A 25,910-nucleotide genomic window follows, 5' to 3' on the forward strand; every position below is an offset into this window, starting at 1 on the left:
GGCAATTATAACGTCCATTGTTTGTTCAGACAGGAGAGTGGATTCATGTTAAAAGGTAATGGGCTTGTATCTGTAGCTTGTACTGCACTATTGCTGGCTGTAACCATAGGGTGCACTCCCCATCCAGTGGGACAGGATGCTGAAACTGCGGCGCCGTCCGGGGCAAACAATGGGGATTCCAAGCAAACTGCAGTCAATACGCAGCATACCCAGCAAAGTAAAGAGGAGCTAGTGCTGTCCTTTTATAAGGATTCATCCCTCAGTGATGAAGCAAAAGTCCGTCATATGACGGACCATTTAGCAGGAATCCAATGGGGAAAGATGAACAAAATCAATGAACATCAAAGCCTGGAAATTATCGAATATCTATATAGGCAGCGTGCTTTTATTCCATCGGAAAGCTTTGCAAATGTGATCCAGGCTTCTGACGGATTGGATGGAGCTTTAAGCGAAAGCTATGCTGGTCTTATGGGAGATTTGTTTACAAGAGATAGAACTGCGATGACTCGAGCATTGGCAAATATGGACAAAACCAACCGCACACAAGGTATAGGAAGCATCGGGTATGCTCTCAGCTATAGAGAACCCAAGGAAGTCAAGAAAGAGATTCAACAATGGCAGGCAGGACAAAAGCTAACTTCGGCAGAGAAGGATGTCATTCGAGCCTTGTTCGTCAAGCTCGATAATCCGTATTGATGCTCAAATAGCGATGACCACATGATAGAGGAATATATTGAACAGCCGCGTCTCAACCGGAGGAGCGGCTGTTTTGTGCTGTCTTTTTACATCCTACCATGTATGATTGGGATAAGCGTTAGTAAGACCAGTAGTTTCAGATGTTCATCTAACAACGGGTTCAAATGGTCGGGTGATCCTGATGCGAGCGCAAGCGTTTAATATCACTAATTGGAGGCAGGCCGAACAAGCGGGCGTATTCGCGGCTGAATTGTGAGGGGCTCTCGTAACCTACCTGAAAACCGACATCTGCCGCATCCGCTGATTCGGATAACAACAGGCGGCGGGACTCTTGTAGACGTAATTGTTTTTGATATTGCATTGGGCTCATAGCCGTAACCTCTTTAAAATGTCGATGTAGTGACGAAGGACTCATATTCGCTAATTTGGACAATTCCTCAATACGCAACGGCTTATCATAATCCTGCTTAATCCGCTTTATGACTTCTGCAATCCGGTTGGAATGGCTGCCGGTCATGACCAGTTGTTTTAAAGATTCCCCCTGATTACCCTGTAAAATCCTATACAGTATCTCACGAATGACTAATGGAGCCAGCACCGGAACATCCTGCGGGTTTTCCAAAAGATGCACTAGCCTTATCACGGCATCCAGCAGTAGAGAGTTGGTTTGGCTTACATACAAGCCTCGTCTGGAATCAGGCATTGGGCTTGTGGGAAAAGCAGATTCTTTGATCAGGTCCAAAACCTGATGTGGATTAAAATTGAGCCGAAGGCACAAATAAGGAGCTTCTGCTGACGCTTGGATAACCTGCCCCGAGATCGGCAAATCCACCGACACAACAAGGTAGTCGGATGTGCCGTAATGGTAACTTTCCTCTGCGAGCATCACGACTTTTCTGCCTTGTGCCACAATACATAAGGCAGGTTCATGGACTTGATGTATCGGAACGGTTGTATTTGAACTTCGGACGAAGTGAAGCGAAGGTATGGCTGTAGTGAGAACTCCGTCCTGATTTGAAAATCGTTCTATGAGCCTTGCCAACTCGGCTTGTTTTTCCATGGTAGAACCCTCTATTTTGGTTGCCCCCATCATGACACATCCCTTCTTTGCAAAGCAGCCCGTTTTCATTTCCAGTAGTTTATTACATATTAAGGGTCTTTGGAGGATTAGGCAATAATTTGCTCTGATTCTTCTACCGGGCTGATGGACATTCCTCTCATAATAAGATGCAGATACAACACCTAATGAGCAATTGAAAAAAATAGAAGGACAAAGGAGTGGGAGTCATGGAGAGTAACAAAGCGGAAAAAAGTGTACACGCTTCGCAGCATCCCTATATAGGGATGTGGGTAACTGAAGACGGAAATATCCGTCAAGAACTCTTGCCTTATGGCCGTTATGATGAAGCACGGGGTCAGAGACAAAGTGCCTATACAGGCAGCTATATCATAGAAGATGACTATATCGAATATGTGGACGACACCGGATTTACGGCAGATGGTGTATTCAAAAATGGTGTTTTGTATCATGCAGGGATGGTTTTTTACAGGGAAGTAAAAAAGTAATCTGTTTCAGTCCGTTTTTAAACTAAAGGAGGAATAAGTATGTTGGATATTAAAGGGAAAGTCGTAGCTATTACGGGGGCAAGCAGTGGGATCGGTGAGGCTACTGCCCGTTTACTTGCTCACCATGGGGCTCATGTAATATTAGGGGCCAGACGCACAGAGCGACTAGAGGCTCTGACATCCGAGATTCGTTCTAAAGGTGGATCGGCTGATTATCAGCAACTGGATGTGACTAAGAGGGACCAGATGGAAGCGTTCATTAAGTACGCGGAAAAAACATTTGGGCGTGTGGATGTAATTTTGAACAATGCGGGAGTGATGCCTCTTTCAAAATTAGAAGCTCTGAAGGTAGAGGAATGGGATCGCATGATTGATGTAAATATACGGGGCGTTCTGCATGGGATTGCGGCAGGGCTTCCGATTATGAAAAAGCAAGGATTTGGTCAGTTTATTAATATCGCCTCTATTGGCGCGTATAGTGTAACCCCAACTGCAGCGGTGTATTGCGCAACGAAGTATGCGGTTCGGGCAATTTCTGAAGGGTTGCGTATGGAGGTGGGGGGAGATATTCGTGTGACGCTGGTATCGCCAGGAGTAACCGAATCTGAGCTTGCTGACAGTATTTCAGATGAAGAGGCCCGGCAAGGAATGAAAGAGTACCGTCGTATTTCGATTTCGCCTGATGCCATAGCCCGTTCCATTCTGTATGCCATGGAGCAGCCAGCGGATGTAGATGTTAATGAAATTATTGTCAGACCCACGGCAAGCCCGAATTAACGCCATGGCATCCATGATTCTCCCTCTCTACTCAGATCAGTTTTCCCTCCATCCTTTATGGATGGGGGATTATTCATCGGATGAGAAAGACCATCATTCACACCTCAGAGTGTAAAAAAGCTGTACCTTTATAATAAACGGGTTTACTTTTACAAATGTTTGTGATAACTTTATTTCGACAAACATCGAAATTAAGACTGGAACAGAAGGGAGCCGAACAGGGTGAAAGATACAACAGAGATGCAGCAAGCTGTAAAAATATATAAAGCACTTGGAGAACCCACTCGTCTCAAAATAGCACTTCTGCTAAAAGAGGAAAGTGACCAATGCTGCTCTGTGCTGGGCGAGAAGCTGAACAGTGTAGCTATTTCAACACTATCGCACCATCTGAAGCAAATGGCAGAGTCGGGGCTGCTCACATACCGTAAAGAGGGGACGTTTATTTATTACAGCTTGGATGTGGAAGCAGCGCAGAAATATGCCCCGTTCCTAATAACATAAATTTTTTTAGTCTTAATTTCGATATTTGTAAAAATATAAAAATATCAAAAGAAAAGAGGCGTTATTTAAAAATGCAGAGTACGTGGAAAGTGTATATTTTGGCCATTGTCAGTTTTTTGGTAGGCACATCTCAATATATCATCGCAGGTATTTTGGATCAGATTTCGGCGACGATGGGAATTACAGTGGCGGCTGCAGGTCAGTTGATTACCGTTTATTCTCTGGCTTATGCGATTGGAACGCCGATCCTGATGGCAGTAACCGCTAAATGGGACAGACGCAAACTGCTCTTGAGTTCCCTTGGATTATTTGCAGTTGCTAATGTTCTGTCCTTTGCACTGCCGGGCTTTGGAATGTTTATTGCTGCACGTATTCTTATGGCCCTCGGAGCGGGGATGGTTGTGGTTACAGCTCTGAGCATTGCAGCAAAAATTGCCCCAGCCGGCAAACAGGCCAGTTCTATTGCTACAGTCACTATGGGTTTTACAGCCTCGCTGATTATCGGGGTGCCACTTGGAAGAATGATATCTTCTGCGTATGGCTGGAAAACCGTATTTCTCGGCATTGCGTTGACAGGGATTATTGCCTTGATCGTTATCGTTATGACGCTTCCTCGCTTGAAAGGAGATCAACCGATCCCCTTACTACAACAGTTTGCTCTTCTGAAAAAGCCTGAAGTCGCTTTGGGATTAGCTATTACCTTCTTTTGGGGAGGGGGTTATTCCCTCGCGTATACTTACATTTCACCGTACTTGCTGAATGTATCAGGGGTAGGGGATAATATGCTAAGTTCAGTATTACTTGCCTTCGGAATCGCCAGTCTGATCGGGTCGAAAATCGGTGGATACAGCGCAGATAAAAAGGGTATTTCCTTTACATTATTCGGGGGCATGGTGCTGCACGGTATTTCCTTACTCTTACTTCCTTTTGCCGCTCATTCCCTGATCGCAGTATTTGCTTTATTGATCCTTTGGTCGTTCGCAGCCTGGACAACTGGACCTACTCAACAATATAATCTGGTCACACTTGTGCCTGAATCTTCCGGTGTGATGCTGAGTCTCAATCAGTCTACGATGCAGCTTGCTATGGCAGCCGGAGCCGGAATCGGCGGTGTAGTTGTTGGTCAGGTTTCGCTGGCTTCCATCACTTGGTTTGGAGCAGCCGGTGTCGTCATCGCCATTGTAGCTGTATATTTACTTTCACGAAGATCCTCAGTTCACACAGGATTGGGTGTTACGGAGTAAAGTGCATAGATAAGTGAAGAGGAGGCCCAGCGATGGATAACATTGCGGGCCTTGTTTGATTTGAATGAGCAATATTAGCCATGGATACGGGCATAGAACTACCTAAAGCCTCTTCTGAAAAACCAGCTAGAAACTGGGCAACTAATTGTACATCCTCTGTGATGGATTGTCGGATCATTCCCTCAACGCCCGAGGGCTTTTTATATTTAGGACAGAAATGAGCTATGACCTAAGCACTTGTAAAGTGCTATGAAAAGTAAAATGCTATGAAGATCCAGTTGTTATATCTACTAGGATTTAAACTTCCGCGCTATAAGCTTCTTATTTTTTTGTCGCCAAATCCATCTTTCGATAAAGTTTTTTTCTTTTCTTTCCTGAAGTGTTTCCTTCATACCCTTAATAAGAAATTCGGATCTTCGCTTGTCGTTTCTGCTAATTTCACGTAGTTCCTCAATAAATTTATCGTCCATGTCCGCATCTCCGTTAGTTCAAGATTTTCCAAATTGCTAAGCTAGATTATACAGAACGTATGTTCCTTTTTCAAGTCTGCGTCTGCTCTATTCAATCATATAACCATTTTTAGATGGATGCTGCGAGGCCCGCGCCAATCGGATGGTGAAGCATAAGATAAAGTTGAAAGGAGGAATTACAACATGGACAACAAAGCATATGTATCTCAAACGTATCCACGTCTTACAGTCTACAACGAAGAAAATTTTCGGGGTTCCAGGAGAGTATTCAGAGGAAACCTAGGCATTCGTAATACCGATAACATTCTCGACGGCATCGAAAGTCTGCGTTTCTTTTCTACCAGCAGCAATGCTACACTTGTACTCTTTACTGGCACGCGGTTTAGAGGTAACTTCCGTGTGTTTAGAGGCAATCGCAACATCGCCGACCTGGATGATCTGATTCGCGGGAATGATGTGGAATCTATTATCTCTACCAATCAACGTTTGACGTTGCAGCAAATCCGTAATATCCGCAGTAGCGGTAGACTGCCATCTGGCTATCGAATCATCTAACGGCCTTATTTCGACTTCATAAACCATTTTACAAGACTGTTTCAGGAGCTTGCAACTTTCGGGCTTCTGGGACAGTCTCTCTATTTGTACACGCGACCTACATACTCGAATGATGAGAGGAACTGTATGGGAGAATGGGATGTTGTAAGCAGTCATCGCCAACCCAATGTTCATGAAAAATAGATAAAGGAGGACATACGATATGCCCTCCTAATGACGTATATTATATTTACTTCAGTTCCCAATTAGTTGCTTTGATCACAGCTGCATCTGCGTTCTTAAGATCTGTTTCGCCAGAAGCTAAGAGAGAGCTCCATTGTTTCACACGATTCTTACCATTGGGAGGTTGGTTATAATCATTGGTATCGACAACCAATGTACGCTTAGCATAGAAGCTAGTCATGAACTTCTTCTCATTCGTACTACTGCCTGAGCGTGAGAGGATTCCTTCAAGACTACCTGAATCACCAGTAGCGCCTTGATTGAGTGCTGTGTCGACAAATGATCCAATCGTCAGAGCAGTATTAAATCCGCGTTTCTGTGCTTGCTGTACACTATATTCGATATAGGTGTCATAGAACGTACGCCACATGGCTTCTCTCCAAGCTTCATTGTTTTGGAGAGCGTTGATCTTCTTCTTGATTACACTATCGCTATCGCTGAGTTTTAGAATTGAACCACTCATTTTCCCCTTCAGACCAGCACGTGTTAATCCACCTGCAATGGAAGGGTTACTGGCTCCACTAGCAGCATCAAAAGCTTTGAATAAGTCCGGGCCATCGGGTCCTGTATCATTTGAACCGCCTGTTGTTGCTCCAAAGATACCGATTGTGTATCCACGATTATCGCCGATATCTTCAGCATAGCCATAGAATTCAGTCCATTTCAAAGAATCTTGCTCTGGTTTGTTCACTAGCTTCATAATATTATCCCATTGCTCACCGTCGAGTCCTGTATTAGCCTTCAGAAACTGAAGTGTTGAAGGTGAGAAATTAGCATCATGATCAATAGCTGTAACCGTTGCTTGGCTAGTAGCTTCTTCGCTGGTAAGGGATAATGGCTCTGTACTAGCTTCATTTGAATTGTCGAAGCCCTCATTTAAATCGATCGTTTTCTGCACCGGAGTTCCATGCTCTTCAGCAAAAGCCTTGCTAGGTGAAGGGCCGGACAAGCTAGAGAAAGAAGCGATTACAGTAAAGCTTAGCAAGATCATAAGAAACTTTGTTTTATACATATAACTCCTCCTATAATAATGTAATTGTGAAAGCCTAAAAGCGTAGATTTGCATCTAACTCGAATTGATTTAGCAAGAGTATAGATAAGAAGCATAGGATTGAATAGAGCTTAAATAACCGTTTTTTTCAAAAATTATGATTTATATGTGAATAAATGGACCTAGTTGTTCCCAGATTCCTACAGACCATAAGTGCAAGAATGAGGACGAAACAAAGATAGTCTCTTGATAAAATGAGATACATCACATATCAGGAGGCTACATTTATGAACAAAATTCATCAGTTTCATGCACTTCACACATCAGAGGAACTTTTATTTTTAGGGAACGCCTGGGATATGCTATCTGCGGTGGCTCTGGAGAAGGCAGGCTTTAAGGCGATAGGTACGACGAGTTGGGGAATTGCCAATACGCTTGGATTCTCAGATGGAGAGCTTATTGATTTTGACCAGCATGTAAGCGTTATTCGGACGATTGCTGAGCATGTTCAAATTCCAGTGTCGGCAGATATTGAATCAGGATATGGGGAGGATACAGCAACGATTGTTGAGCATGTTTTAAGGGTAGCCGATGTGGGAGTTGCAGGGATTAATATTGAGGATTCTTTGAAAACGCAAAAGGGGCTTCGAGAAGTGGGCCTACACAGCAACCTGTTGTCCAAAATAAGAACAGCATTGGATGCGCGTGGGTTTCAAAAGTTTTTTATAAACGCAAGAACGGATACATATTTGCAGATGGATGCCCCACTTTCAGAGACCATAGAGCGGGCCAAAGCGTATGTGGATAGTGGTGCGAGCGGAATTTTTGTTCCAGGATTAAAGAGTGATGAAGAGATCAGGGAAGTTGTGTTTCATATACATGCTCCGCTTAATGTTTTATCCCTGCCGGGTCTGACGAATGTCCACCAGCTTCAGCAGTTAGGTGTTAAACGGTTTAGCTTTGGAAATGCATTTTCTGATAAGATAATAGTTGCTTTGCAAAAGAATGCCGAACAGTTGATAGAGCTTCAAGATACATCACATTTATATGAGGATTTTGCAAAATCCTTGAGCTAGATGAATATGAACTATAGAAAGGACAGAGCATTCGATCATGGCTAACCTTAGTCTTTCTTTTGAAGAAATGTGGGAGAAAATTATAGCGTGTGATCGTAAGTATGACGGGTTGTTTTTTACCGCTGTGAAAACAACCCGCATATACTGCCGACCTTCCTGTCGATCCAAAAAGCCGAAAAAAATAAATGTGGAGTTTTACTTTGATTTGGACAAAGTGGAAAAAGCGGGTTTTCGTGCTTGCAAAAGATGCCAGCCCCATACAGACCATTCGCCGTATATCAGACTTGTGCAGAATGTGGTAACCTTCTTGGTCAATCATTACAAGGAAAAAATTGTATTGCAGGATATTGCGGATCATATCGGAATAAGCTCCTTTTACTTGGATCGGATCTTTAAACAGGAAACCGCCGAAACCCCGCGTACGTATTTGGAAAAAATAAGAGTAGATAAGGCAGCCTATCTTCTTAAAAGTACAAATCTTACGAATCTTGAGATTTGCTATGAGACGGGCTTCCAAAGTCCCTCCCATTTCTATAAGGCGTTTCGCAGCTTGAACCATTGTTCTCCTAGTGAGTATAGAAAGTTGAGTAAGGATTAGAAAAGGAAGGAGGTCGTATCCTTTTATGAGCGAACTATACGTATTGAAGTATGTGTCGCCGATTGGAGAGATAGAGATACAGGGCACAAATGAGGCTGTCTATTCTATTATGTTCTCTAATCGGAATGAGCTCTTAACGAGGGCTATAGAAGAGGTTCCAATCCAAGTATTAGCGGAATGCGCTACCCAGCTTGACGAGTATTTTAAAGGTGAGCGCTTTGAGTTTACGTTTCCTTATGCCTTTGAAGGTACGGATTTTCAGCAAAAAGTATGGAATGCTCTGGTGTCCGTGGGGTACGGTAAAACGACAGCCTATAAAGATATTGCTCTTGCTATTGGGAATGAAAAAGCGATCCGAGCCGTAGGCAGTGCTAATGGAAAAAATAAGCTAAGCATTGTGATTCCATGTCACCGAATTATCGGTTCCAATCAGAAACTAACGGGCTATGCAGGAGGGCTATGGAGAAAAGAATGGTTGCTCCAGCATGAGAAGCGTTGTCTGAGGCCCTAAGGAGGGCTCGTAGATGAGAGACATATATTTGAAAGAGTTTAAGCCGGAGAGCTGGGCCAACATGGTTCAGCTCTATCAGGAGCGGTATGATCAGGTAGATCCGGCTATAAGAGCAAAAGTGGCCGAAAGTAAAATTCCAAAGGAGATTCAGATTGTGCTGCTGCCCGATATGGGGGAGTATTTGCTGACTTGGATGGATCGAAAAGTCCCCGCACTCGGCCACGAAACACCGTCGCATTATTTGAAAAGCGAAGAAGGGACTAAAGCACTGAAGGCGGCTATATTACGTATGCCACGTTGAAGAAGCGGACCAAGAAGATACATATGAACATTGAACAGAAGAACAGAGCGCGAATGATGGAAAAAGTGAGTTCGCATATCCATAACTGTAATCATATGGCATGAACTTCATCTAACCCTATGCTATGATTTACCGACAAGAATAGATGCAAAAGGGGAAATAAGAATGAAGCTCAAAAGAATGATGTTCCTACTTTCGTTTTTAACGATATTTGTAGGGTTGTTCACTTTGTGTACAGAAAGTGTTCACGCTGCCAATTCGACAGTATTCAGAAATGGAGATAAGCTTAAGCTTACCCTTGATGATGGTAATGGAGTAAACAGAGTGTTTAAATTCGATCTCCCGTTTACGATTAAGCCTGATACGCCAATTCGTCTGTATAGCAACTATATTGAAATTCCTTCTGGTGACTTTACGATTGATTATGCCAACTCTACAATTACGATTGCGGATTCACGACCAGCACCTTATTCAGGATCAGAAAATCATATAGAACTTCCTATAACTATGAAAGGGTCTGTGCAGTCAGTCGATGAATCTACAGTAACTCCACTTGAGGAGGAGCCGAAAGTAACGCAGCCTGAGGTGGAGACCCATATAAAAGAGATTTCCACTCCCAGTAAACCCGAGGTTGCTCAACCTGTGGACGAACCGAAAGTAATTGAATCTCAAGTAACCCAGCCTGTCGTGGAGCCTAAAGTGGACCAAGCGGTTGATGAGTCACCGGAAATCCCTTTGGCTATCCCGTCTGGAGAAAATTTTCCGGGTACATTTACAATCAACTCTTCAGGTACGTCATTTTCGGTTCGTTTGAAAATAAAAAATATTCAACCCACGTATACTTCATACGTTATGGTCAAAAATGCAGATGCTCAATTAATTAAACGGATTCAGTTCGATCCGGAAACAACGTTTACCTACCCTTTGAGTAACCTGAATTTATCTACGGGTGGATACTACTTTTATATCAAAATGATCGACCAGTCGGGAAATTCGGCAGCGTCTGTACCCCAATTTGTTCCCATAAATAATAACAAAGCTCAGCAGGTTGAGGTGTTTATAGACGGGAAACTGCAACAATATGAGCAGCCTGCGACCTCTATTAGCGGAAGTATGCTGGTGCCATTTCGTGCCGTTTTTGAGGCGCTTGGGGCGAAAGTGAAATGGGATGGAGCTACCAAGACCGTTACTGCAACCAAAGGAAATACAACGATCAAGTTAACTGTAGGCTCCAGAGATGCCTATATCAACGGTAAATTAGTGCGTCTCAATGCGGCGCCGAGGCTCATTAACGGCAAAGTAATGGTTCCTATTCGCTTTGTAAGCGAGGCGCTAGGTGCGAAGGTAAAGTGGAATATTGCAGCTCAGAGCGTTGTGATTTTTCTTGCTCCACCGCAGGTTTTGACAACCAGCGAAAATGAACAATTAATGGAGGAAAATGAAGATGCTTCCGAATCACAATCCAATACAACGATTCTGAAAAAGATATCCACCACCTTCTCCAAATCTACGGATATTGTGTTCGTCATAGATGTTACAAGTAGTATGACAGGGACGCTGGATTATGTGAGACAGAAGGTGAAAGGCTTTGTTGATTCCGTTCCAGCAGGTTCCCAATTTGCTGTCGTTGCATTTCGGGATATCAATCTGAAGGCAGATAAAGATTTAGAATTTTTGGAGTTTACGACCGATAAAAACAAGTTAAAAGGTAATTTGAATATGCTGCGCCCTTCCGCTGGTGGGGATTTGAAGGAATCGGGATTAGAGGCTATTCAGTTAGCTATAAGTAAATTCCCCAAAAATTCTAATTCCAAAACGATCATATTCATTACAGATGCACCAGTTCATGATAAGAATACAGATCTGGGTAAAGCCCGTTTTTCAGTAGATGAAATCAACGAGCAATTACAGAAAAATGGTGTTATTTTTAATGCAATCGTGCCTGCAAATGGAACAGCCAACAAACAAATGAAAAAGCTTGTAGATACCAACAAAGGGGCTTTGTATGATATCAAGGATGCCAAGCTGAATTTAGCGAAGTAGGTTTGTCTAAACCCAAATAAAGCCGTATAAAGGGAGCCGATGTAAGGCTCCCTTTTGCTATCATAAGCGCCTGTGTTGTAAGTGTCTAATGGGCTGAAAGCTCATTCTCCGTCACCCATTTATGATTTTTGACAGACTCCCCTCCTGTAGTCGGCGTATAGTCTACTATATATACGGTCGTTGGCTCGACGGAATCAATGGTAGCCTTAGCCCCATCCATCCCCTTCATATGATCTGCTGTAAGGATAACCTCCGTTCCCGGTGCATAGGGCTCGTTGCCTGCATCTTTAATCTCTTCATGAATAACCCACTTATGATTATTCACTTTTTCTTCTCCAGTGGTTGGAGTATATGAGACCGTATAAGCAGTAGTCGTATAAGCACCAACAATCGTGGCAGTAGCCCCATTCATGCCTGCCATATGGTCAGCTCGAATAGTCGCTTGGCTGCCAACTTTGAAGGCTGGGTTTTCAGCTTCTTTTAGTCCGGTAGGAAGCTCACTGGAAGTGGAATGGTTCATATCCGATGTGTCGTGCTGTTGACTGCTGTTTGTCGTGTGTTCCTTGTTCGGCGTGTTACTGTTTCCGCACCCACTCAAAATAATCATGATTGTACCAGCGAGCAAAGCCCATTGCATTCTCATATTTACAGCTCCTTTAGGGTTTTAATTATATATTTTAAATGTACCCCTATGGGGTATATTTAAAACGGAAGTATATGGCAAACGTGTGAAGTGTTTTGCTTTCAAGGGGATCTCCTGTTGTGCCCCCTTTTTTGCTATGCAGAAGATGCGTAATTAAATGTTGTTGACAGTGAATAAAAAATCATTGTAATATCTATAAAACGCATAAAGTTACTTGGTATTTTGAGCGATTGTAAACATTCTAACTCACCAAAAGTAGATGGTATCAAGGAGCAGGGGGAGACATCAAAATGAAGAAACCATGGATTTCATTTATATTGCTGCTGGGAGCAGTCGTGCTTTTTATTTCAGGTTGCGCCAGCAAGAATACGTCGGACAACGCTGCGGGTGAAGAAAAGAAAACACTGCATATCAGCTTTAATCCCGGTCCATACAGTGATCAGTTTAAGAATGGTGTGGCACCATATTTGGAGAAGAAAGGCTATACGATTACATATAAAGAGTTTACAGACGGTGTTCAGCCCAATGTAGCCGTGGCAAAGGGGGATATTGATGCTAATGTGTTCCAGCACTCGCTCTATCTGGATTCTATGAATAAGCGGGAGAATATTGATCTGATTGGTGCTGTGCAGGTCCCGACTCCTCCAATGGGATTGTACTCCAGCAAGCATACTAGCCTTGACGAAATCAGTGAGGGAGCCCAAATCAACCTGCCCAACGAGCCAGTCAATATGCTGCGTGCGCTGAATATTTTGAAGGAAGTAGGCTGGATTACGTTAAAGGACAATATTGATCCATTGCAAACCTCGGTGAACGACATCACCTCTAATCCGCATCATCTGCAATTTGTTGCTACCGACCCGGCACAGGGGCCACGTGCACTGGAGGATGTTGATTTTGCGGCTATACAAGGGAACTTTGCTGTATCGAATGGAATAAAGCTGACCTCGGCATTAAAGCTTGAAAATATGACAGATCCGTTCACGAACGTGGTCGCTGTGGACAGCAAGAACAAGGATAAGCCCTTCGTCAAAGACATTATTGAAGGATATCATTCAGATGAATTCCAAAAGTACATCCAATCGAATCCTGATTATGAAGGCTACAAGCTGCCAAGCTATTTCAAATAATATGGGGTATTATCTTCTGCGGGCTGATGTTGTCAGCCTGTATCTTATGGATAGAAGGTGGAGATGAACGTGATTTTTTCATCCTCTGATCTCGTCAAGGCTCTGCCTGACAACTATTTTAGCGCAATGGATGACAAAGTGAATCTGTATAAAAGTAAGGGGATAGATGTAATCAATTTGGCAGCCGGCAACCCGGATCAGCCGACACCGGCGCATATCATCAGCACTTTGAAGGAAGCGGTCGATCAACCGATCAATCAGGGCTATCCGCCTTTTCATGGAAAAAAAAGCACGCTGGAGGCTGTCGCCGCGTTCTATAAACGGGAGTATCAGGTGGAACTGGATCCTGACCGGGAGATTGCCATATTCAACGGCTCAGCCATAGGCGTAATGGGGATTCCCCAGGCGCTATTGAATCCAGGTGATTGGTTATTGACCACCGATCCGGCATATCCCCAATATTATTCCGCTGCTGCGCTGGCAAGAGCCCATATTCATACGATTCCGCTTGATGAGAAGCATGGCTTCTTGCCTGATTATACAACCGTGCCGGAAGAAATTGCAGAGCAGGTCAAATTGCTCATGATTAATTATCCGAACAATCCGACTGGAGCAGTAGCTACAGCAGATTTCCTGACAAAGACGCTGAATTATGCCGCTCGGTACCAGTTTCCGGTTATGAATGATTTTGCTTACGGTGCTCTTGGATTTGACGGGCATAAGCCGATTAGTTTATTGCAAATCCCCGGCGGCAAGGAGTATGGCGTCGAGACGTATACGGCTTCCAAAACGTATAACATGGCTGGATGGCGCTTCGGATTTGCAGTGGGAAATTCGTCCATCATTGGTGCGCTCAAGCATTATCATACGCATGCCTACAGCACTGTTTTTGGAGCGGTACAGGATGCGGGAGCTGTGGCATTGCTGGGCACGCAGGAACCGGTACGGGAGCTCGCGGCGTTATATGAGCGGCGCCGTGATGTTCTGATTGCAGCGTTACGGGGTATTGGCTGGGATGTAGCTGCTCCCCAAGGGTCTTTTTTTGCCTGGTTCAAGGTGCCAGAAGGGTATACATCGGCTTCCTTTGCAGACTTTTTATTGGACGAGGCGCATGTTGCGGTCGCTCCTGGAGAAGGCTTTGGTCGTGCAGGAGCTTCTCATGTGCGGGTCAGTCTGGTAAACAGTGAGGAAAGGCTGCTGGAGGCGGTGCAGCGCATCGCAGCAACGGGTGTTTTTCAAGGTTAAGCTGGAATACAAGGAATTCATGGAGGGAGCGGGAAAAGAACTTTGAGTATAGCGATTATCGGAGCTATGGAGGAAGAAATAGCAGATTTGAAAGCGCAGATCGAAGGGATAAAGATGACCCAGATTGCGAACGGGATTTTTTATACGGGCCAGCTTGAGGGCAAGGAAGTTATTCTGCTGCAATCAGGAATTGGCAAAGCGAACGCAGCCTCGACTACGGCGCTGTTGATTGAGCGATTTAGCCCGGAGCTTGTCATTAATACCGGATCTGCGGGTGGGCTCGATCCAGCGCTGCATGTTGGCGATGTCGTAGTGGCGACCGAGCTGACTTACAGCGATGTGGACGGAACGGCGTTCGGCTATACCTACGGACAGGTACCACAGATGCCGGCAAGTTATCCTGTCGATCCAGCGCTGCTTGCTTTTGCGACAGAAGCGCTGGCGGAGACCAGGATTGAGGGGCAGATTGTCAACGGTTTGATTACGACGGCAGACTCTTTTATCTCTCAGGCTGAGCGCGCCCATTTTATCCGTAGCCAGTTTCCTGAAGCGAAAGTGACGGATATGGAAGGGGCCGCGGTCGTTCAGACTGCGTACCAGTTTGGTGTTCCATTTTTGGCTGTCCGTTCTTTGTCTGATCTTGCCGGTGTAGAAGCGGCGGATTCTTTTGACTCCAATCTTGATTTGGCTGCGGCCAATTCGGCAGCAGTGGTTGTGGCTCTTGTAGCTGCATATGATAGAGACAAGCTTTGATATATTCAATGGCACTATTCAGGAACGTTTTTTCTTTGGCTTGCCATGCTGGTTAATGAGAGTTCGAAGTTGTTTCCCGGCTTGGTTCAGCTCCATATCGTTCAACACATAATCGGTGCTGACTTCCCAGGTGCTGCGGTCATTCAGATGAAAAATAAAGACGGGAAAGCGAGGGCGCAGCCATTTGCGGATGGAGGCCCCTTCGAATTCGACTTTAGTGATTGCAGCCCACGGGACAGTTCGAATACCATCGGAAATGCTGTGTTCGTCAAAGATGAACAGGTAGTTATCCTTACGAAGCGTTCTGCTCAAACAAACCATAAGATAGCTACCGAAAAAAGGAAGTCCGACAATGGCGGACGTAATAAAGAAGAAGATTTGTAGAGCCGAGATATCTTCGTCGATAAAAATGAGCAGCAGCAAAAACAGACAAATCAGCACAAACATCAAGCTACCCATGGCCTTCCAAAATGCCAAAGATCTGCGATATACAATTTTATCCACGGAATACCGCCTCGTCGGGAACAAACGCCTGAATGAAATAAGTTATTCGTTCTCTCCAGTCAGCTTCGGTCACACTTTCAATTCGCAGACATGGGGTGGCCTGCATGTTCAGTTCTGTATTTCTTACAATCCACACATCATTCATTCCTTTAAGAACAAATAGCAGATTCGTAACAGAAGGACCATCTTCATCCGTATTCGTGTATATCATCTGGCTCAAATTATCAAGGCTACACTGATTACGATCAAAATCCTCTCGCCAGTCTTGTATTATTTGTTGAGCCGACTCATGAAGCTTCCACGTTGTCATTTGCTGCATGCTGAAGTTGGATGAGGTTAACTCATTCCACTGTTCTTCGGTCAGATCGACGTATCGGCTGTGCGCATTGAAGTTCGAAGCAAGCAGGCCGAACAATTGATCAATGTCATGATGCCAGTCTTCTGGAGAAGACCAGCGAAAGAAATGGAGTTCATTGTGACTGGAGAAATGATAGAGAAAACGTTCATTTCCATGGTGTATCGTTAATGTATTTTGCTTATCCTGTTGCTCCTTGTAGCCACGTAGCATCTGACGACTTTGTACCAGATGAGCTAGCATTTCAACAATGAACTCATCAAATTCGAGCTGTTGTTGCTCGTCATCCCGTTGTTCCATCAGACCCTTGGATATCAGGCTATGCGTTGCAGCATGAAAAAGCAGTTCCCAGCGATCTTCGGTTAGTTCCCCGTAATAAGATTGGAGCAGACCAGAAGCCATATCTTCTGCGCCCAGTGCGGTCAAGGCAAAGCCTAGTTCCTCAAGCGTTAAAATTACCGTTTGTTTATCCATAGTCAGGCTCCTTCTCCATCTGTTAGGTGTATGTCATTTAAATAGTTTGCTGGCCCAACGTATCCCCTTTTCGGCGAATTTGGCGACTTTTCCACCTGCCCAGCTTCCCACCGTACCGCCGACATAAGCACCGACGGCTGCACCGACCGGACCACCGATAGCGCCGCCTACGGCTCCCAAAGCGACAGCACCGCCATAAGTTGCGGCGGTTTTAATCGCTACGTTAGAAGCGGATACAGCCACATCCGTTCCGGTAAGCTTCCCGCTTTTCCATTTTCCAGCCAGACTGATACCCTCGCCCACAATATTCATGGTGGCATTAATAGGGTACAGCTTTTTGGCAATCATGCCAGGAATTTGGCGGGTGGCTATGCCATATCGGCCTTTTTCCACCCCGGCGATGACGTTCCGCGTCCACTGAGGAAAGCTGTTGGCTTTATTGAATCCGAGGCCGAGCTTACCCATTTGAAGCTTTCCAGCTAATCGATCAAAGCCCTTTAACCCCTTCATCACAATACCGGGTTTGGCGAATTGGCGGTTTAGGCTTTTGCCTAAATTACGCATAAAAGCATTGTTACCCTTGCCTTTCACCCATGCCGCATTATGTATAACTGCTCGAGTGGGATTCTTCAGACTTTTCTTGAATTCTACTGTTTTGGTGAGCACAAGTGTGGAAGCCAGACCGCTATATATAGCTGTTCCGGCAAATCCCAGTTGCCCGCGCCATTTATTGGCTTCTGAAATGCTGTTAATGGCTATATCTGCTGGATCGGGTCCTTTTTTCCCGGAAGTTGTCCCTTCACTGCTGCCGATCTGTCCGCTGTGATCTCCTTTATTAATACCCGTGTCTGCTTGGGTATCTGTTTCCTTGAATTTTACTGCAATGGAACGCAGCTCTGTGCTGACAGAACCGACAGTTTGAGTGAAAGCATCCATTTGTCCACGAGCTTTATGAAAATCCTGATAAAAGCGCTGTTGTGTTGTTCCTGCCCAGCTATTTTCCAACATCTGAATATGCTGTGACAGTTGTCCGCAAATTTGTGCCCCCAGCTCACGTGCCTGTGCGAACTGCCTGGAAACCGCCTCTAGTTTCTCAGGAGGAACCATAATTTTAGCCATGATGTCCACCTCGGATGATTAAAATAATTACTTATATTTTAGTGAATCTAGTGGGGGTTAGCAAAAAAAGGAGGGGATTTAAGTGAAAAATAAGTCATTTGTATGAGTTCCTGAGGATTCATGAGGGAGAAAAGTAGGAGTGTTATGATCCGAAGTTCTTATAAGTTATTCATAACGAAAACGAAAAAAGCCCCTCTTTTCAAATGGAGCTTTCCATTAGAAAGAGAGGTCTTCTTGCGTAGAGGCTAATACATGTTTCGCGTCGTATTAATTATTTTAGCGGAATCTGCTTGGACAGCTTTTCAAACTGCTGCAAGTGAGGAGTGACCTTGGCGGTAATTCCTTTAAAATACTTGATGGACGCTTGTCTTTGACGTTCTTTGGTAGCAGTCTCTTCAGGGAACATGGAGTATTCCTTTTGGACAGAGCCATTTTTATAATTTACGGAGAAGAGCTCTCCTTTTTGCCACCTTTGGACCAGATCTTGATTACTGTGCAGGATATTTAACACTTCTTTTCCATTTTTATAAGTGAAGCTGTAGTCTGGATCGGCCACAGCGTGGATTACTTGGTAGCCGTTCTGTAATCCATTGTTCTGAAAAGTACCTACTTGAATCTCGTTCGAACGTACGGTTCCGTCCATTTGCGTCACTTTTTCAGTCTGCGTACCCTTGCCGCTCATCGTGTCATTGTTCCATGTGCCGTTGTATACGATTTTATGATTTTGTCCATCTGCATCCGTGTATTGATTTATATATTTTCCAGTACCTGAACGCTTGCCATTCACAAAATCACCCGAATACTGCTTATATTGGCTCCATTTGATCGTACCACGTCCGTTGGGCTGCCCATTCTCAACCTCTCCATAGTAAGTCGTCTGACCAGATAGCTGAAGCAATTCCCTGGTTGCAGCCGCATTCGCCACAGGTGTACTTACAGACAGCGCTCCAGATATCAGCGATGCGGATACCATAATAGGCAGAGATAGATATTTCCCTTTTTGCCAAAGTTTTTGCATCATGAGTTCTCCCCTTTCGAAGCTTTGAAATTCTAAAAAGTTATGTTCAACAACCCAGCACCGTTTTTATACTATTTTGTGCTTGGTGATTTATAGTTTAATATATATTGAGAATTATAGGAAACTGTAAAGTGAAAACAGCTAGTTAGGAGAGAGATTCATGAATTTACCTGAACATGGGAGTGAGGATGTATCTAGCATCCTTGCCGTGGAGTTGGAATATGAGCCTGTGAAGACCATAAAAGGAATCCATCAAGTGGAGCCTGATGCTAATATTTATTGGCTGATTGATGTAGAATTCAGCAGACTTTATGAACACACTGCCAGCGCGTTTTCAGGAGAAGGGCACCGTTCATGTGCTTCCTCGGGAGGATGCTGCCCATGTACGTGCAAAAGCGGAAAAACTTAAAGCATTTACAGATGGCGGGACATTAGTGAATGAACAGGGTCTGCCAGCTATGTTGGAAGATTATCTACATCAGATTTAAGAGATGGAAGATCGATTAAGTGAGTTTGGATTTAAAGCAGGCGAGGATGTTGTTGCGTTTCTATTCTAGATTAGAAAGGAGTGATTTTGTTGTCCAGCAACTCTATTGAGAAGCTAAGAACGATTCTAAAACGTAAAGCTACTATTTTTCATACAGGGGGTCGCAGACCGTCGAATTCCCTTGAACAGAGCTGGATTGGTAGAGTTACAGTGGCTTTGCCAACGGAGGAACAACCCATTGATGTACAGGGGAATGTTATGGCTCCGATCATGCAATTGTATTTGCCTGCCTTGCCCTTTGTCCCTGAAGCTATGCACAGTGTCAAGCTGTTGACGGTCTTCCTGTCTTCCGATGTACTGGATCATGAGGACATGGAAGGATATATGTGTATTCGTGAGTATACGTCGGTAGAGGATTTGGTTGAAAAAGATTTTGATCCGGCATTTATGCAAATCAAAGCATTTCCGCTGTTCCCCGAACTTATAGAGAATGATTATCCGGTCTGGGACGGTGAAGATATCCCTGAGGAATACGGCGATGTTCTCAACCAGATGGACGAGGAGGAACCCGACTATTTTGAGGACATCGTAGAGGAAATATATGCGGTTCACAAAATCGGTGGCTATCCCAGCTTTATTCAACCAGGCATCGACTTTGGCGAGGGCTATGAATTTGTGTTTCAGATTGCCTCAGATGCCAAAGCCCAATTGAATATTGTGGATGGAGGCAGCTTTTATTTTGCCAAGCATCAGAATGAAGGAGTCTGGCGGGGGTACTTTGATTTTTACTAATAGGCTCATTTAGAGAGCAGTCTGGAACCGATCGTTTCGTAGAGCATGGCAACCCAATATACTCGTAGTTTAGAAGCTATCGAAAATGGAGTGAAAAGATATGAATGTTTTAGCAATATGCGGGAACTCGCGTTTTTCAGCGAGGGCTTGCTAAATACAAAGTAATCAATGTAATGCTTATGATCATATCTGTAATCATATTGCTGGCAGCAGGCATCGTTGCGGCGGTGGAATATTTACAACCAGAACGACATTTGCTGCAAGTGCTGGCGAATGCCATGTTTGACCATTGGGTTCCCTCTATCACTTTGCTCAGTGTTGTATTCGTGGGTGTGATCGTTCTTGCCATCGTTAGAAATGTTTATGCCAAGCAATTACATACGCGCGTGCTAGATCGGGCTTGGCAGGCCATTTTCAATCATGTGGACAAATGAGGACAGAGAGTACTGTAGGAGATTGGCATAATAGCTGAAGGAGTGACAGCAAATGAATGACTGGGAATCGGGAATCATTCAGGTCGATGGTGAGCGTGCTATCTACTCATCTTTAACGGAAGATCAGTTGTTAGAGACCACTTGGTATTCGAAATATTTTCATTCTGTAAGAAAGCTTGGGAATGACTACATCTGGTATCATTTCGATCAGGTTTCTTTGCTGTGTCGGCATTTTTTTGTGTCTGTATGCTTTAAGGATACAAACTTAATTGTCGTGGAGATTTCGCTCCAGGGAGATGAATTTCCAACTTCGTGGGATAATTGGTCTGAGGAAGGAGAGAGAAAGCGACAAAGGGAGCATGATCGTTTGTTACAGCAACATTTGTCCGTAAAGCCAAGCTATCGTCAAACAAAGCCTTACCCCTATATGGAATATGAACTGAACTGGGGGAAAATCTCTTCTTATTTTGACCCCCGGTCGGGAAATACGGCCATTGCTTTTAAGTATAAAGATGAATAGTGATCTTACATAAAATACACGACAATCCTGCGCTTTGTGCTCGAGGTGAGGGTGTTGGATGAGTAAGGGAGATGTGTTGTGGATAAAAAGGCGAAAAAAATACTGATGAACACATTCTGGTCCTCTAGCGGCTGGAAGCAGGAGCGGGAATCTTTTTCGGGTGAGGATTTTGAATATGCCAAAAGTAAGGGCTTGATGTTCGATCCGATCACTATTACACATAACGAGATTATAAACAGGCTACATGAGCTGCACCAGCAAAAGGCTACAAAAGAGCGAGTGGCAGCAGCGTTTTTGCACAGTCTTTCCACGAAAAAGGTTCATTTACGAAGCGCCTTATCGAGCTGGGCATTAACCGCAGGGCTTCCTTTGCACACCTATGGGGAGCGGCCTGTCGTCTTGCCCAATTACAGTAGCTGTGGGGATTGTAATTTTAATAAATTGATGTCTGATAAGGAATATGTCAATGAAGATTTGAATGTACTGAATTTTGAACGAATCAAATGGGGCGGTATTCGTCTGAACCACCTTCTGTATTGCTGGATGGACCTTGAATTGTTCAGTCTAGAAGAGGCTGTTCAGATTTCCGATGAGGATCTGACTATACTTCAGAACATGCTCGAAGCTGTTCAGAACTGTGATGCTCAAAGTAGTGCACGTCAATTGGAAAAGCGCTGGAAGGATGTGTTTCCATCCAGCAAAAACGAGCGTGATGTAGTCATGGAGGTGTGGGGATATGCCGGACTGCTGGTTCCACAGGACACGCCTCGTAAACGACAGCACGGCAATCATGATTTTTATTCCGTAGCAGCTTGGCAAGGAGATGACGGATACTCGCAGGAGGCGTTGGACTATTTCTTCGGTACGTTTTTATAGAGAAAGTGAATCGTTATGCCACATCTTGATCATGACGGTTCCTCAAACAACAAACGTTCTTCTTCCCGACTATGAATGGCATTGACAACCAGAAGCGCGTGGAACTGCTGAAGAACTTCAGGCGTAAGTCCTTCTTCACGGATCATGGCTTTGAGCTCTTTTACAATGATTCGGAGCAGATCATGATCCCGTGTAAGTTTGACGACAGCCTCCTGCAGTTCCGGTTTTTTCTCGACCATTTCCTGATAGAATCCTTCCTCTTCTGCATCAGCATGGCTAAGAATGCGGGTTTCCCAATATTCGATCAAGTGGTCGGCAGCCTGGCGCGCCACCTTGAATTCTTTTGCTTCGAGTAATTCCTCTACTTCTCTCGTCTTATCTAGAGCGCCAGATAGCCCGCCTTGATGAATGGCATGATGAGCATGCAGTTGACGTAAAGAAGGTCCTCCCATAACAGTTCATCCTTTCTTTGTACCCTTTTTTAGTACAGTATAGCATAAGAAAATAGCGTTATTTTTCCGGTTAGGATTTTCCCCCCTAAGGAAAAGGGAACTCCCTAATTGGTTCAATTTCATATAATACTTAGAATGAAGTTAGAAGATAAAACTCAATCTTGGGGGAATGGATGATGAATCGATTAACCGAAATAACAGACATAAAAAAGATTGTGAAAAAAGGATCAAGGATTTGAAGGGGATGAGCAGATACATACCCAATCAACATGGAGCTTGGGCCATGCTCATTCTTCCATTTTTATTCGGTTTAGCTGCTTCTCGAGGGGAACTCATTCATATCCCCCTATTTGTGTGCTGGTTTTTTATCTACTTATTCAGTTTTCCTGTCCTCCAATGGATCAAAACAGGCAGCAGTGAAAGATACCGCAAACCCGCCGTTGTATACGGAGTGATATTACTTCCTTTGTTAATTTCACTGATATGGTTTGAGCCTGCCTTGATCTGGTATGGGGTTCTTCTATTGCTCTTTTTTATGGCTAATATTTATTTTGCAAAAACGAAAAATGAACGTGCTTTACTCAATGACATTGTTGCAATTCTACTCTTTTGTTCTTTTATATACCCTGTTATTTATATGGGGGGAGTAGAGGATTGGGGAGTAGCAACAGAGCTATTCTTACTTTTGGTGCTTTACTTTATCGGAACTGCTTTGTATGTCAAAACGATCATTCGTGAAAGAAAAAACATACGTTACCATTATGCTTCCGTCATCTATCATTTGGTGATTTTGTTGTTTGCTACTTGCTTAAAGTTACCTCTGTTTATTCCTTTTTTGATTTTTTTGATACGGGCCATATGGCTTCCTAAACTCGGATTAAAGGCAAAACAAGTTGGCATGGCGGAAATTGGATTTTCAATGATGCTCTATGTTTTTGTGTTGTTTTTATACTTCTAAAAGGAGAGACATCAATGATATCTTTGAAAACGCCGCGTGATTATCATACTGATCCGTTTATAGTCATCTGGGAGGTTACACGAGCTTGTGCTTTAAAGTGTCTTCACTGTAGAGCGGAAGCTCAGTACAAACCTGATCCTCGCCAGCTGACACTAGAAGAAGGTAAGAAGCTGATAGATCAAATCGCTGAAATGAATCATCCGTTGGTTGTGTTCACAGGCGGAGATCCTTTGATGCGTCCTGATCTGTTTGAACTGGCTCGATATGCAATTGAAGAGAAAAATCTGTCAATTTCGATGACCCCCAGTGCCACACCTAAAGTGACACGAGCAGCGGTAGAAAAAGCAAAGCAAGTTGGGTTATCGCGGTGGGCGTTTAGTCTGGACGGTTCATGTGCAGACATTCACGATCATTTTCGGGGTACGGTGGGTTCTTACGATACAACCATGCGAGGAATTGGTTATTTAAAGGAACTGAATATCCCTATTCAAGTGAACACTACGGTGTCCCGGTACAACCTCCATGATCTGGAGCAAATTGCAGAAAGGGTAAAGGAAATGCAGGCCGTGTTATGGAGTTTATTTTTCCTTGTTCCAACCGGACGTGGCATGGAGAAAGATATGATTACTCCTGATGAGCATGAAGCCGTAATGAAATGGTTGTATCAAATACAGCAACAGATGCCGTACGGTGTGAAGGCTACAGAAGCTCCCCACTACCGGAGGGTCGTACTGCAGCAAAAGCACAATGCAGGTGAGAGCAGTGTAGCAGACGAACAAAAGAGGGCAGATGTTTTAGGACGTGCTCCTAAAGGCGTAAATGATGGAGATGGATTTGTTTTTATTAGTCATATCGGAGAAGTATATCCGAGCGGTTTTCTGCCTCTTATGTGCGGGAATGTACGAAACGATAGCCTGGCAGATATTTATCGCAACTCTCCGATCATGATGAATCTTAGAGATAAGTCCCTACTTAAAGGTAAATGTGGAGTCTGTGAATTCAAGGCCATCTGTGGGGGCTCCAGAGCAAGGGCTTTTGCAATAACAGGAGACTATTTGGAGAGTGACCCTTATTGCGCTTATATACCCGGGGTTGGAGAGGAAAAGTGTTTTCATGAAAAAAAGTTCTAAAAAAGTCGTTATTCTCGGTGGAGGAATAAGCGGTTTAAGTGCTGCCTTTTATGTGAAAAAGCTGGCTGAGGATCGGCAGCTTGAAGTGGAGATTACACTGGTGGAGAAAAGTGAACGTCTGGGAGGAAAGCTGCAAACCGTTCGCCAAAACGATTTTATGATCGAAAAAGGACCGGATGCTTTCTTGGCCAGAAAGACGGCAATATTGGATCTGACCATGGAGTTGGGGCTGGAAGCAGAGCTGGTATCGACAAACCCGAAAGCCAAATCTGCTTGCATTTTGCATAAGGGCAAACTTCATACGATGCCGATGGGCTTCATTCTGGGCATCCCAACAAAGCTGACTCCTTTCATTCGGACAGGACTTATTTCTCCACTGGGAAAAGCACGGGCAGCCCTGGATTTAATCATTCCGGCGAAGAAAGGTGATGCGGACGAATCTCTAGGTGATTTTATCAAACGGCGTCTCGGCAAAGAAGTTCTGGACCAGATTACAGAACCTCTGTTGTCTGGAATTTACGCTGGGGATACTCATTCTCTGAGCCTTATGTCAACTTTCCCTCAATTTAAACTAATGGAACAAAAGTATGGAAGTTTGATTAAGGGTATGTCTAAAGGGGCGGGAAAAAAGCCAGCAGTACAAGACAAACTGCCGGATATCGCTAAGAAAAGTATGTTTCTTTCTTATCGGCTAGGATTATCTACGATCGTGGAGCGGCTAAAGGAAAGGCTGGATACCGTACGTTTTGTTATGGGGCAAGGTGTAGTTGAAGTAAGGAAGGAAAGCGGTTATCAGGTCATTTTAGAACACGGACAAAAAATAGATGCGGATGCGGTGATCTGCGCTGTTCCAGCTTTTGAAGCGGCTACATTATTTTCCGGCGTTGCAAGCGCTAGCTGGTTACACAAGATTCACTATGTTTCCGTAGCCAATATTGCTCTTGCTTATAAAAACACAGATCTTAATTTTGCTTTTGAGGGAACGGGATTTCTAGTCCCTCGCAAAGAAGGCAAAAAGATTACAGCATGTACTTGGTCTTCGACGAAGTGGAGCCATACTGCTCCTGAAGGATATACGCTTTTACGGACCTACATCGGACATGCAGGCGCACAGGATTGGATTCAGATGACAGACGATCAACTTGTGGATGCCGCGCGCAAAGATTTGAAAGATTTAATGGGCCTGGAAGCGGAACCGGAATTCGTTGAAGTCAGTAGGTGTGATCGATCGATGCCGCAATATCCGATTGGACACAAAGAGCATATGGCGAAGATGAGACAGGACTTCGCACAGTATTTACCGGGTGTTTTTCTATGCGGTGCCGGCTATGGGGGCGTTGGAATTCCAGATTGTATCGCTCAAGGGAAAGAAGCGGCTGAACAGTTGCTTTCTGATTTGTTATAATCAGGCTCTTTCCACTAGTGAAAGAGGGAACCCCCTGATTGGTTCAGCTTTAAGGGAGACGTAG

Annotated in this window: 30 protein-coding genes; 22 read left to right on the forward strand and 8 right to left on the reverse strand. The window is 44.2% G+C overall.

Annotated features, from left to right (window positions below; all coding sequences use genetic code 11):
• Positions 1–45 precede the first annotated feature (45 nt).
• Positions 46–696: a hypothetical protein gene (locus tag ACUYLD_RS16675; protein ID WP_446675554.1), complete on the forward strand. Its 651-nt coding sequence runs from the start codon at positions 46–48 to the stop codon at positions 694–696.
• A 160-nt stretch (positions 697–856) separates the two neighbouring features.
• Here the strand turns inward: ACUYLD_RS16675 and ACUYLD_RS16680 are convergent, their stop codons facing one another.
• Positions 857–1,786 (reverse strand): AraC family transcriptional regulator N-terminal domain-containing protein, encoded by a 930-nt coding sequence (locus ACUYLD_RS16680; protein ID WP_446675565.1) that lies wholly within the window; start codon positions 1,784–1,786, stop codon positions 857–859.
• 197 nt (positions 1,787–1,983) lie between these two features.
• Here ACUYLD_RS16680 and ACUYLD_RS16685 point away from each other — a divergent pair, with 197 nt between their 5' ends.
• From ACUYLD_RS16685 to ACUYLD_RS16705, 5 genes are all read left to right on the forward strand, one after another.
• A complete protein-coding gene (locus ACUYLD_RS16685) occupies positions 1,984–2,262 on the forward strand; it encodes an Atu4866 domain-containing protein (protein WP_250266409.1) in 279 nt (92 codons plus the stop codon).
• A 39-nt stretch (positions 2,263–2,301) separates the two neighbouring features.
• Positions 2,302–3,039, forward strand: coding sequence for an SDR family oxidoreductase (locus ACUYLD_RS16690; RefSeq protein ID WP_165178611.1), 738 nt, complete (start codon positions 2,302–2,304; stop codon positions 3,037–3,039).
• A 222-nt stretch (positions 3,040–3,261) separates the two neighbouring features.
• Entirely contained in the window at positions 3,262–3,540 is a 279-nt protein-coding gene (locus tag ACUYLD_RS16695) for an ArsR/SmtB family transcription factor (protein WP_013311367.1), read from the forward strand.
• Positions 3,541–3,611: 71 nt separating this feature from the next.
• Positions 3,612–4,784: an MFS transporter gene (locus ACUYLD_RS16700; RefSeq protein ID WP_254350438.1), complete on the forward strand. Its 1,173-nt coding sequence runs from the start codon at positions 3,612–3,614 to the stop codon at positions 4,782–4,784.
• 653 nt (positions 4,785–5,437) lie between these two features.
• Complete coding sequence (locus tag ACUYLD_RS16705; protein WP_061828782.1) at positions 5,438–5,809, forward strand: hypothetical protein; 372 nt, start codon at positions 5,438–5,440, stop codon at positions 5,807–5,809.
• 229 nt (positions 5,810–6,038) lie between these two features.
• On the opposite strand, the gene ACUYLD_RS16710 is transcribed toward ACUYLD_RS16705, so the two are convergent.
• Complete coding sequence (locus ACUYLD_RS16710; RefSeq protein WP_254350437.1) at positions 6,039–7,043, reverse strand: chitosanase; 1,005 nt, start codon at positions 7,041–7,043, stop codon at positions 6,039–6,041.
• A gap of 266 nt (positions 7,044–7,309) precedes the next feature.
• Here ACUYLD_RS16710 and ACUYLD_RS16715 point away from each other — a divergent pair, with 266 nt between their 5' ends.
• From ACUYLD_RS16715 to ACUYLD_RS16735, 5 genes are all read left to right on the forward strand, one after another.
• Positions 7,310–8,098, forward strand: coding sequence for an isocitrate lyase/PEP mutase family protein (locus tag ACUYLD_RS16715; RefSeq protein ID WP_254328773.1), 789 nt, complete (start codon positions 7,310–7,312; stop codon positions 8,096–8,098).
• A 37-nt stretch (positions 8,099–8,135) separates the two neighbouring features.
• On the forward strand, positions 8,136–8,696 hold the full coding sequence (locus ACUYLD_RS16720) for a bifunctional transcriptional activator/DNA repair enzyme AdaA (protein WP_254328774.1): 561 nt from the start codon (positions 8,136–8,138) through the stop codon (positions 8,694–8,696).
• A gap of 25 nt (positions 8,697–8,721) precedes the next feature.
• Entirely contained in the window at positions 8,722–9,207 is a 486-nt protein-coding gene (locus tag ACUYLD_RS16725; protein WP_254328775.1) for a methylated-DNA--[protein]-cysteine S-methyltransferase, read from the forward strand.
• 13 nt (positions 9,208–9,220) lie between these two features.
• A complete protein-coding gene (locus ACUYLD_RS16730; RefSeq protein WP_254328776.1) occupies positions 9,221–9,508 on the forward strand; it encodes an antitoxin Xre/MbcA/ParS toxin-binding domain-containing protein in 288 nt (95 codons plus the stop codon).
• A 165-nt stretch (positions 9,509–9,673) separates the two neighbouring features.
• Positions 9,674–11,551, forward strand: a complete 1,878-nt coding sequence (locus ACUYLD_RS16735; RefSeq protein ID WP_446675555.1) for a stalk domain-containing protein — start codon at positions 9,674–9,676, stop codon at positions 11,549–11,551.
• 85 nt (positions 11,552–11,636) lie between these two features.
• On the opposite strand, the gene ACUYLD_RS16740 is transcribed toward ACUYLD_RS16735, so the two are convergent.
• Complete coding sequence (locus tag ACUYLD_RS16740) at positions 11,637–12,194, reverse strand: YdhK family protein (protein ID WP_446675556.1); 558 nt, start codon at positions 12,192–12,194, stop codon at positions 11,637–11,639.
• Between the two features lie 290 nt (positions 12,195–12,484).
• Between ACUYLD_RS16740 and ACUYLD_RS16745 the strand changes: the two genes are divergently transcribed.
• The 3 genes from ACUYLD_RS16745 (at position 12,485) to ACUYLD_RS16755 (ending at position 15,322) form a co-directional block, all read left to right on the forward strand.
• Positions 12,485–13,324, forward strand: coding sequence for a MetQ/NlpA family ABC transporter substrate-binding protein (locus ACUYLD_RS16745; protein ID WP_254328779.1), 840 nt, complete (start codon positions 12,485–12,487; stop codon positions 13,322–13,324).
• 69 nt (positions 13,325–13,393) lie between these two features.
• Positions 13,394–14,569, forward strand: coding sequence for an aminotransferase class I/II-fold pyridoxal phosphate-dependent enzyme (locus tag ACUYLD_RS16750; protein ID WP_446675557.1), 1,176 nt, complete (start codon positions 13,394–13,396; stop codon positions 14,567–14,569).
• 42 nt (positions 14,570–14,611) lie between these two features.
• A complete protein-coding gene (locus tag ACUYLD_RS16755; protein ID WP_013311357.1) occupies positions 14,612–15,322 on the forward strand; it encodes a 5'-methylthioadenosine/adenosylhomocysteine nucleosidase in 711 nt (236 codons plus the stop codon).
• Between the two features lie 18 nt (positions 15,323–15,340).
• On the opposite strand, the gene ACUYLD_RS16760 is transcribed toward ACUYLD_RS16755, so the two are convergent.
• From ACUYLD_RS16760 to ACUYLD_RS16775, 4 genes are all read right to left on the reverse strand, one after another.
• Positions 15,341–15,826 (reverse strand): DUF5381 family protein, encoded by a 486-nt coding sequence (locus ACUYLD_RS16760; protein ID WP_250260772.1) that lies wholly within the window; start codon positions 15,824–15,826, stop codon positions 15,341–15,343.
• A complete protein-coding gene (locus tag ACUYLD_RS16765) occupies positions 15,819–16,655 on the reverse strand; it encodes a hypothetical protein (RefSeq protein WP_250260773.1) in 837 nt (278 codons plus the stop codon). Before ACUYLD_RS16765 ends, ACUYLD_RS16760 begins: the two co-directional genes overlap by 8 nt.
• Positions 16,656–16,688: 33 nt before the next feature.
• Complete coding sequence (locus ACUYLD_RS16770; protein ID WP_069290106.1) at positions 16,689–17,774, reverse strand: WXG100 family type VII secretion target; 1,086 nt, start codon at positions 17,772–17,774, stop codon at positions 16,689–16,691.
• Positions 17,775–18,045: 271 nt separating this feature from the next.
• Positions 18,046–18,792 carry a hypothetical protein gene (locus tag ACUYLD_RS16775; protein WP_250262044.1) on the reverse strand — a complete coding sequence of 249 codons (747 nt, stop codon included), beginning with the start codon at positions 18,790–18,792 and terminating at the stop codon, positions 18,046–18,048.
• A 311-nt stretch (positions 18,793–19,103) separates the two neighbouring features.
• Between ACUYLD_RS16775 and ACUYLD_RS16780 the strand changes: the two genes are divergently transcribed.
• The 5 genes from ACUYLD_RS16780 (at position 19,104) to ACUYLD_RS16800 (ending at position 21,901) form a co-directional block, all read left to right on the forward strand.
• Entirely contained in the window at positions 19,104–19,280 is a 177-nt protein-coding gene (locus ACUYLD_RS16780; protein ID WP_322160569.1) for a hypothetical protein, read from the forward strand.
• 89 nt (positions 19,281–19,369) lie between these two features.
• Positions 19,370–20,071: a DUF1963 domain-containing protein gene (locus ACUYLD_RS16785; protein ID WP_322160571.1), complete on the forward strand. Its 702-nt coding sequence runs from the start codon at positions 19,370–19,372 to the stop codon at positions 20,069–20,071.
• A 173-nt stretch (positions 20,072–20,244) separates the two neighbouring features.
• A complete protein-coding gene (locus ACUYLD_RS16790) occupies positions 20,245–20,505 on the forward strand; it encodes a DUF6097 family protein (protein WP_446675558.1) in 261 nt (86 codons plus the stop codon).
• A 52-nt stretch (positions 20,506–20,557) separates the two neighbouring features.
• Positions 20,558–21,025 carry a hypothetical protein gene (locus ACUYLD_RS16795; RefSeq protein ID WP_039274394.1) on the forward strand — a complete coding sequence of 156 codons (468 nt, stop codon included), beginning with the start codon at positions 20,558–20,560 and terminating at the stop codon, positions 21,023–21,025.
• 78 nt (positions 21,026–21,103) lie between these two features.
• Positions 21,104–21,901 carry a hypothetical protein gene (locus ACUYLD_RS16800; protein WP_254350417.1) on the forward strand — a complete coding sequence of 266 codons (798 nt, stop codon included), beginning with the start codon at positions 21,104–21,106 and terminating at the stop codon, positions 21,899–21,901.
• 29 nt (positions 21,902–21,930) lie between these two features.
• Here ACUYLD_RS16800 and ACUYLD_RS16805 read toward each other — a convergent pair whose 3' ends face one another.
• Positions 21,931–22,353 carry a hemerythrin domain-containing protein gene (locus tag ACUYLD_RS16805; protein WP_025718091.1) on the reverse strand — a complete coding sequence of 141 codons (423 nt, stop codon included), beginning with the start codon at positions 22,351–22,353 and terminating at the stop codon, positions 21,931–21,933.
• A gap of 169 nt (positions 22,354–22,522) precedes the next feature.
• Here ACUYLD_RS16805 and ACUYLD_RS16810 point away from each other — a divergent pair, with 169 nt between their 5' ends.
• From ACUYLD_RS16810 to hemG, 3 genes are read left to right on the forward strand one after another with little or no spacing between them, the layout of a single operon-like run.
• A complete protein-coding gene (locus ACUYLD_RS16810) occupies positions 22,523–23,311 on the forward strand; it encodes a YwiC-like family protein (protein ID WP_446675559.1) in 789 nt (262 codons plus the stop codon).
• A gap of 14 nt (positions 23,312–23,325) precedes the next feature.
• Positions 23,326–24,441 carry a TIGR04053 family radical SAM/SPASM domain-containing protein gene (locus ACUYLD_RS16815; RefSeq protein ID WP_446675560.1) on the forward strand — a complete coding sequence of 372 codons (1,116 nt, stop codon included), beginning with the start codon at positions 23,326–23,328 and terminating at the stop codon, positions 24,439–24,441.
• The gene (gene hemG, locus ACUYLD_RS16820) at positions 24,425–25,846 is read left to right on the forward strand and encodes a protoporphyrinogen oxidase (protein WP_446675561.1); all 1,422 of its coding nucleotides are present in this window, start codon (positions 24,425–24,427) and stop codon (positions 25,844–25,846) included. Before ACUYLD_RS16815 ends, hemG begins: the two co-directional genes overlap by 17 nt.
• Positions 25,847–25,910: the final 64 nt, after the last annotated feature.

The organism is Paenibacillus sp. SER-28 (genome assembly GCF_052906305.1).

Coding starts and splice junctions, on each gene's coding strand:
- ACUYLD_RS16770 (WP_069290106.1), bottom strand. CDS start 17,774: ATGGCTAAAATTATGGTTCCTCCTGAGAAACTAGAGGCGGTTTCCAGG.
- ACUYLD_RS16790 (WP_446675558.1), top strand. CDS start 20,245: ATGCTTATGATCATATCTGTAATCATATTGCTGGCAGCAGGCATCGTT.
- ACUYLD_RS16795 (WP_039274394.1), top strand. CDS start 20,558: ATGAATGACTGGGAATCGGGAATCATTCAGGTCGATGGTGAGCGTGCT.
- ACUYLD_RS16725 (WP_254328775.1), top strand. CDS start 8,722: ATGAGCGAACTATACGTATTGAAGTATGTGTCGCCGATTGGAGAGATA.
- hemG (WP_446675561.1), top strand. CDS start 24,425: ATGAAAAAAAGTTCTAAAAAAGTCGTTATTCTCGGTGGAGGAATAAGC.
- ACUYLD_RS16710 (WP_254350437.1), bottom strand. CDS start 7,043: ATGTATAAAACAAAGTTTCTTATGATCTTGCTAAGCTTTACTGTAATC.
- ACUYLD_RS16805 (WP_025718091.1), bottom strand. CDS start 22,353: ATGGGAGGACCTTCTTTACGTCAACTGCATGCTCATCATGCCATTCAT.
- ACUYLD_RS16810 (WP_446675559.1), top strand. CDS start 22,523: ATGGATGATGAATCGATTAACCGAAATAACAGACATAAAAAAGATTGT.
- ACUYLD_RS16685 (WP_250266409.1), top strand. CDS start 1,984: ATGGAGAGTAACAAAGCGGAAAAAAGTGTACACGCTTCGCAGCATCCC.
- ACUYLD_RS16715 (WP_254328773.1), top strand. CDS start 7,310: ATGAACAAAATTCATCAGTTTCATGCACTTCACACATCAGAGGAACTT.
- ACUYLD_RS16780 (WP_322160569.1), top strand. CDS start 19,104: ATGAACACACTGCCAGCGCGTTTTCAGGAGAAGGGCACCGTTCATGTG.
- ACUYLD_RS16730 (WP_254328776.1), top strand. CDS start 9,221: ATGAGAGACATATATTTGAAAGAGTTTAAGCCGGAGAGCTGGGCCAAC.
- ACUYLD_RS16690 (WP_165178611.1), top strand. CDS start 2,302: ATGTTGGATATTAAAGGGAAAGTCGTAGCTATTACGGGGGCAAGCAGT.
- ACUYLD_RS16745 (WP_254328779.1), top strand. CDS start 12,485: ATGAAGAAACCATGGATTTCATTTATATTGCTGCTGGGAGCAGTCGTG.
- ACUYLD_RS16735 (WP_446675555.1), top strand. CDS start 9,674: ATGAAGCTCAAAAGAATGATGTTCCTACTTTCGTTTTTAACGATATTT.
- ACUYLD_RS16775 (WP_250262044.1), bottom strand. CDS start 18,792: ATGCAAAAACTTTGGCAAAAAGGGAAATATCTATCTCTGCCTATTATG.
- ACUYLD_RS16675 (WP_446675554.1), top strand. CDS start 46: ATGTTAAAAGGTAATGGGCTTGTATCTGTAGCTTGTACTGCACTATTG.
- ACUYLD_RS16740 (WP_446675556.1), bottom strand. CDS start 12,194: ATGAGAATGCAATGGGCTTTGCTCGCTGGTACAATCATGATTATTTTG.
- ACUYLD_RS16765 (WP_250260773.1), bottom strand. CDS start 16,655: ATGGATAAACAAACGGTAATTTTAACGCTTGAGGAACTAGGCTTTGCC.
- ACUYLD_RS16720 (WP_254328774.1), top strand. CDS start 8,136: ATGGCTAACCTTAGTCTTTCTTTTGAAGAAATGTGGGAGAAAATTATA.
- ACUYLD_RS16815 (WP_446675560.1), top strand. CDS start 23,326: ATGATATCTTTGAAAACGCCGCGTGATTATCATACTGATCCGTTTATA.
- ACUYLD_RS16700 (WP_254350438.1), top strand. CDS start 3,612: ATGCAGAGTACGTGGAAAGTGTATATTTTGGCCATTGTCAGTTTTTTG.
- ACUYLD_RS16680 (WP_446675565.1), bottom strand. CDS start 1,786: ATGGGGGCAACCAAAATAGAGGGTTCTACCATGGAAAAACAAGCCGAG.
- ACUYLD_RS16705 (WP_061828782.1), top strand. CDS start 5,438: ATGGACAACAAAGCATATGTATCTCAAACGTATCCACGTCTTACAGTC.